Raw genomic sequence first — 6,957 nt, 5'->3', positions numbered from 1 at the left:
GGGATCGCCGTGAATCAGGGCGCGAACGGACGACTTCCCGGCGACCTCGCCGCCGTCTGCGGAGCAGCGGCCATTAAACAGAGCAGCGGCAATCCAACACAGTTCGTGGTTCGATGCCTCCCGTGGTTGCGAACAGGGCCCCGTTGCTGGTGCGCCGGGTGCGGCAGGAAGAGCCCCGGCGCGACTGGGACGCACCCGCCCGCGCCGTGTTCGAGCACGTCGGCGGGCCGTTGCGGGTGCTCGGCGGTCCCGGCACGGGCAAGACCACGCTGCTGGCCGAGGTCGTCGCGAACCGGGTGCTCGAAGGCGGCGCGCACCCCGAGAACGTGTTGGTGCTCACCGCGAACCGTCGCGCCGCGGAGGCGATGCGCGCCCACATCACCCGCCTGCTGACCGGGGCCGGGGCGGCCGGCGCGCTGCCGACCACCCAGGAGCCGCTGGTCCGGACCGTCCACTCGTACGCGTTCGCGGTGCTGCGGGCGCAGGCCGTCCGGGCTGGGGAGCCCGCGCCGCGCCTGCTGTCCGGTCCGGAGCAGGACGCGGTGGTGCGAGAACTGCTGGCCGGTGACGTGAGCATGGGCGCGCGGAAGTGGCCGGAACGGCTGCGGCCCGCGTTGACGCTGCCGGGCTTCGCGCACGAGCTGCGCGACCTGATGCTGCGCGCCACCGAACGCGGCCTCGCCCCGGAGGACCTGACCGAGCTGGGCCGCAAGCACTCCCGCGAGGAGTGGGTGGCGGCCGGGCTGTTCGCCACCCAGTACGAGCAGGTCAACCTGCTGGCCAGCAGCGGTCAGGGGCACGCGCCGTCGTTCGACGCGGCGGAGCTGGTCGGCAGCGCGCTGCTGGCGTTCGAGACCGACCCGGACCTCCTGGCGGCCGAACGGCGACGGGTGCGGCACCTGCTGGTGGACGACGCGCAGCACCTCGACCCCTTGCAGCACGCGTTCATCCGCGTGCTCGGTGAGGCGGCGCAGGAGTTCGTCCTGGCCGGCGACCCGGACCAGGCGGTGTTCTCGTTCCGCGGCGCGGACCCGACGCTGCTGTCCGAGGCGGACGGACCGGCCGTGGTGCTGCGGCGGGGCTACCGGATGACGCCGGAGATCAGGGCGGCGGTCGGCCGGCTCGCGGCCAGGCTGCCCGGCGCGTCACCGACCCGCGAGGTGACGCCGGCGGACGGCACGGGCGCCGTGCGGGTGCGGCTGTTCGCGTCCGCCGCGCAGGAGGCGAGCTGGGTGGCCGACCAGCTGCGCCGGGCGCACCTGATCGACGAGGTGCCGTGGTCGCGGATGGCGGTGGTGGCGAGGTCGGCGGTCCTGGCGCTGCCGGTGCTGCAACGGGCGCTGCTCGCGGCGGGCGTGCCGGTGGCGGTGCCGCGCGACGAGCTGCCGCTGGCCCGGCAACCCGCGGTGGTGCCGTTCCTGGCGCTGCTGCGATGCGCGGCCGTGCCGGGCAGCCTGGACGAGGACACCGCGGCGATGCTGCTGTCCTCGCCCCTGGGCGGTGCGGACCCGTTGGCGCTGCGGCGGTTGCGGCGCGGCCTGCGCCGGCTGGAGCTGGCCGCGGGCCGTGACCGGCCGAGCGGCGAGCTGCTGGTCGAGGTGATCGAGTCCGACGACCGGCTGGCCGCGTTGGAGGACGCCGAGGCGCAGCCGGCCCGCCGGATCGCCGGGCTGCTGCGCAAGGCGCGCAAGGGGATCTCCGACGGGCTGACCGTCGAGCAGGTGCTGTGGGAGCTGTGGCAGACGACGGGGCTGGAGCTGCGGTGGGCGGCGCAGTCCGCGCGGCACGGCACGTCCGGCATGCAAGCCGACCGGGACCTCGACGCGATCGTGGCGCTGTTCGAGTCGGCGGCGAAGTACGTCGACCGGCTGCCCGGCTCGGGCGCCGAGGGCTTCGCGGACTACCTGGCCGCGCAGGAGATCGTGGGCGACACGCTGGCGGCGTCCGCGCCGGTCGGTGAGGCGGTGTCGGTGCTGACCGCGCACGCCGCCGCCGGTCGTGAGTGGACGGTCGTGGCGGTGCCGGGCGTGCAGGAGGGCAGCTGGCCCGACCTGCGGCTGCGCGGGTCACTGCTGGGCGTCGAGCGGATGGTCGACGTGGTGGCGGGCGTGTCGGCGGAAACGGTGTCCGCGATCGCGCCGATCCTGGCCGAGGAGCGGCGGCTGCTGCTCGTCGCGGCCAGCCGGGCGCAGCGGACGCTGCTGGTCAGCGCGGTCCGCGGCGAGGACGAGCAGCCGTCGCGGTTCCTGGACGAGATCGAGGAGCTGTCCACCGGCGAACCGGAGCGGCCCACGTTCACCCCCGAGCGCGGGCTGGTGCTGGCCGAGCTGGTCGGTGAGCTGCGGCGGGTCGTGTGCTCGGACGACGAGCCGGCCGAACGGCGGGAACGGGCGGCCGTCCAGCTGGCCCGGCTGGCGGCGGAGGGCGTTCCCGGCGCGCACCCGGACTCCTGGTACGGCCTGGCGGATGTCACCACCGACGATCCGCTGTGGACCGAGGAGCACACGGTGAGCGTGTCGCCGTCCACCGTGGAGACGCTGGCGAGGTGCCCGCTGCGCTGGGTCGTGGAACGGCACGGCGGGCAGGACCCGGCCGAGCTGGCGTCGATCACCGGCACCCTCGTGCACGCGTTGGCGCAGGCCGCCGCGACCGGCGCGGACGAGAAGGAGCTGCGGGTCAGGCTGGACGAGGCGTGGGCCGCGGTGGACGCGGGCGCACCCTGGTTCTCCCGGCGCGAGCGGATCCGGGTGGAGCGGATGCTCGACACGTTCCTGGAGTGGCTGGCGTCCAGCCGCTCCCAGCTCACCCAGGTCGCCGTCGAGGAGGAGATCTCGGTCGAGGTGCCCAAGCAGGAGGGCGGGCCGTTCCTGCGGGTGCGCGGCCGGGTCGACCGGCTGGAGACCGACCGCGACGGCCGGCCGGTCGTGGTGGACGTCAAGACCGGCAAGACCCCCGTGAGCAGGAACGACGCGCAGCAGCACCCGCAGCTCGCGGTCTACCAGCTGGCGTCGGCGCTGGGCGGCTTCACGCACCTGGGCCTGGGCACCGACCCCGGCGGCGCGCGGCTGCTGTACGTGGCCAAGGAGGACAAGAAGACCGGGGCCGTCGAGCGGGAGCAGGCGCCGCTCGACGAGCAGGGCGTGCGGGTGTGGCTGGAGGCCGTGCAGCTGGCCGCCGGGTCGAGCGTCGGACCGAGCTACCGGGCGGCCGAGAACCCCGATTGCGACCGCTGCCCGGCCCGCACCACCTGCCCGGTGCACTCGTCCGGACGCCAGGTCAGCCAGTAGCCGACCAGCGATTACGCCCCCGCCCCGCGGGTCGCCGGAGCCGCCGCGACCCGACCACGGAGAATGCGGGACGTGGTCGTGCCGAGCGGGGTCCAACGGGTGACGGGTGAGCCGGTGGCGCTCGCCAGCCCGTTCGAGGTCGCCGAAGCGCTGGGCCTGCCCAAGCCGACGCCCGAGCAGGCCGCCGTCGTCGCCGCGCCCACCGCGCCCGCGCTCGTCGTCGCCGGGGCCGGCGCCGGCAAGACCGAGACGATGGCCGCCCGCGTGGTGTACCTGGTCGCCAACGGCTTCGTCACCCCCGACCGGGTCCTCGGCCTCACGTTCACCCGCAAGGCCGCCCGCCAGCTGTCCGACCGGGTCCGGCTGCGGCTGCGCCGGCTCGGCGGGTCGTCCCTGCTGGACCGCCTCGACCCCAGCGGCGAACGCCGTGCCGCCGTGCTGACCACCGAACCGGTGATCCTGACCTACCACGCCTACGCGGGCAGGCTCGTCGGTGAACACGGCCTGCGGCTGCCCGTCGAACCGGGCGTGCGGCTGCTCACCGAGACCGCGGCGTGGCAGCTCGCGCACCGCGTGGTGTCGACGTGGGCCGAGGACATCGACACCGACAAGGTGCCCGCCACCGTCACCGGCTACCTGCTCGCGCTGGCCGGTGAGCTGGGCGAGCACCTGGTCGAGCCCACCGCCCTGCGCGAGCACGCCGAGTGGCTGTGCCAGGTCGTCGAGAACGCGCCCAGGACCGCGCGCCAGCGCGACGGCCTGCCCGAGTCGCTGAAGGCCGTGGTCAACGCCCAGCGCCTGCGCGTCAACCTGCTGCCGCTGCTGGAGGCCTACCAGGCGCGGAAGCGGCGGGAAGCGGCGATGGACTTCGCCGACCAGATGTCCCTGGCCGCCCGGCTGGCCTCCGAGCACCCGGAGGTCGTGCGCGGCGAACGCGAGCGCTACGGGGCCGTGCTGCTGGACGAGTACCAGGACACCGGCCACGCCCAACGCGTGCTGCTGCGGTCGTTGTTCGGGCGGGGCGAGCCGATGCCCGTCACGTCGGTGGGCGACCCGGCGCAGGCGATCTACGGCTGGCGCGGCGCGTCCGCGGCGAACCTGCCCCGGTTCGTGCACGACTTCCCGCCCGCGAAGAAGTACGGGCTGCTCACGAGCTTCCGCAACCCGCCCGAGGTGCTGGCGCTGGCCAACGCCGTGTCCGCGCCGCTGCGCGCCATGGGCCTGGACGTGGACGAGCTGCGTGCCCGCGACGGCGCCGGACCGGGCGACGTGCGGGTGGCGTTGTTCGACGACGTGCGGCAGGAGCTGGACTGGCTGGCCGACACCGTCGCCGCGCAGTGGGAACAGCACCTGGACACCAGCGACGAGCCGCCGACCGCGGCGGTGCTGGTGCGCCGCCGCTCGGACATGGCGAACATCGCGGCGGCGCTGCGGGACCGCGGCCTGCCGGTCGAGGTCGTCGGCCTGGGCGGCCTGCTCGACGAGCCGGAGGTGCGGGACCTGACCAGCGCGCTGCGCGTCCTGGTCGACCCCCTGGCGGGCACCGCCGCCGCCCGGCTGCTCACCGGGTCGCGCTGGCGGGTCGCCGCGTACGACCTGGCCGCGCTGTGGGCGCGGGCGCGCGACCTGGCGGGTGCGCCGAACCGGCAGGCCGTGGCGGACGACCCGCTGGCCGTGCTGGCCGACGCCCTGCCCGGCGAGCACGCCGAGCAGGCCGGCCTGGCCGACGCGTTGGACGACCCGGGCGACCCGACCGCGTACTCCGCCGAGGGGTACCGGCGGATCCGGCGGCTGGGCGCGGAGCTGTCGTCGTTGCGCCGACGCCTGGAACAGCCGCTGCCCGAGCTGGTCGCGGACGTCGAGCGGACGTTGCTGCTGGACATCGAGGCCATGGCCCGGCCGGGCGGCGTGGGCCGGGCGCACCTGGACGCGTTCGCCGACGTGGTCAACGACTTCGCCGCCGCCAGCCCGTCGGCCACCCTGCCCGCCCTGCTGGACTACCTCTACACCGCCGAGCAGGCCGAGGACGGCCTCGAACCCGGCGAGGTGGAGGTGGCCGAGAACCGGGTGCAGGTGCTGACCATGCACTCCGCGAAGGGCCTGGAGTGGCACATCGTCGCCGTGCCGCACGTGGTGAAGGACGTGTTCCCGGGCCGGAAGAAGTCGTCCAGCTGGCTGCGCTCGGTGGCCGAGCTGCCCGCCGACCTGCGTGGCGATGCCGAAGACCTGCCGAAGCTGCGCATCGCGCCCGACGCGAACCGCAAGGAGGTCGAGGAGGCGCTGGTCCGGCACGAGGACGACTTCGACGCCCGCCGGCTCGTGGAGGAGCGCCGGCTGCTCTACGTCGCCCTGACCAGGTCCGAGCACAGCCTGCTGGTGTCCGGGCACTGGTGGGGCGAGACGGGGGACAAGCCCAAGGGGCCCTCGGCGTTCCTGACCGAGATCCGCGAGTCCGTGCTGGCCGCCGACCACCCGCCGGCCGACATCGCCCACTGGGCCCCCCGACCCGCCGAGGACGACCCGAACCCCCTCGCGTCCCAGACCAAGACCGCCCAGTGGCCCGCCGACCCGCTGGGCAAGCGCCGTGCCGCCGTGGCCGAGGGAGCCGCCCTGGTCCTGGCCGCCCTCGAACGCCACCTGACCGCACCCCCCACCCCTGCTCCCTCCTCTGCCGCTTCCCCGGCCGCCGACCTCCCCCCGGAGCCACCGGACGAGGACGACCTGCCTCCCGACCCGCACGACCTGGAACCCCCGGACCAGGACCCGCGCGAGGCGCACACCGAGGACGGCCTGGGTGACGAACCACACCCCGGTCCACCGCTCGCGTTCGTCGAGCCCTCGGAACCCCCGGATCTCCCGGAGCCGGACTTCGAGCCCCCGGACACCGAACCCGTCGACACCGAACCCGCCGACACCGAACCCGCCGACAGCGCGACCGAGTCACAGTCCGAGGCCGCTCCCGTGCCCGCCGAGTCCGACTTCGTCGACGAGGAAGACCCGGAGGGCTGGTCGCGGGACGTCGACGTGCTCCTGGCCGAACGCGCCGCCGCGGGCAACCGCCGGGAACGCGTCGTCCTGCCCGACCACCTCTCGGTCAGCCAGCTGGTCGAGCTCGCGGCCGACCCCGACTCCCTGGCCCGCCGATTGCGCCGCCCGCTGCCGTTCCCGCCCAACCCGCTGGCCCGCCGCGGCACGGCGTTCCACACCTGGCTGGAACAGCGGTTCGGCGCGAGCCGCCTGTTCGACCTCGACGAGCTGCCCGGCGCGGCCGACGACGGCGCGGCGCCGGACTCCGACCTCACCCGCCTCCAGGAGGCGTTCCTGGCCAGCGACTGGGCCGACCGCGTCCCGCACGACGTCGAGGTGCCGTTCGAGGCGGAGGTCGACGGCCTGTCCGTGCGCGGCCGGATGGACGCCGTGTTCACCGACGACGACGGCGGCTGGACCGTGGTCGACTGGAAGACCGGCGCCGTCCCGGACGAGGACCGCCTGCCCGCGCTGTCCGTGCAGCTCGCCGCCTACCGGCTGGCGTGGGCGTCGTTGACCGGCACGCCGGTGGAGAAGGTGCGGGCGGCGTTCCACTACGTCCGCCAGGACCACACGCTGCGCCCCGCCGACCTGCTGGACGCCGACGGCCTGCGCGAGCTGGTCCGCTCGATCCCGAACTAGC

General features: G+C 75.2%; 2 protein-coding genes. Both read left to right on the top strand.

The genetic code is table 11. From position 1 onward, the window contains the following. Positions 1 to 113 precede the first annotated feature (113 nt). On the top strand, positions 114 to 3,287 hold the full coding sequence (locus AB0G02_RS08060; RefSeq protein WP_360791099.1) for an ATP-dependent DNA helicase: 3,174 nt from the start codon (positions 114 to 116) through the stop codon (positions 3,285 to 3,287). 78 nt (positions 3,288 to 3,365) lie between these two features. Then, positions 3,366 to 6,956, top strand: a complete 3,591-nt coding sequence (locus tag AB0G02_RS08055) for a UvrD-helicase domain-containing protein (protein WP_360791102.1) — start codon at positions 3,366 to 3,368, stop codon at positions 6,954 to 6,956. The last annotated feature ends 1 nt before the right edge of the window (position 6,957 follow it).

Origin of the sequence: Actinosynnema sp. NPDC023658, assembly GCF_040639995.1 — a bacterium.
Taxonomy (GTDB): domain Bacteria; phylum Actinomycetota; class Actinomycetes; order Mycobacteriales; family Pseudonocardiaceae; genus Actinosynnema.
This window is presented reverse-complemented; position numbering and strand designations above follow the sequence as displayed.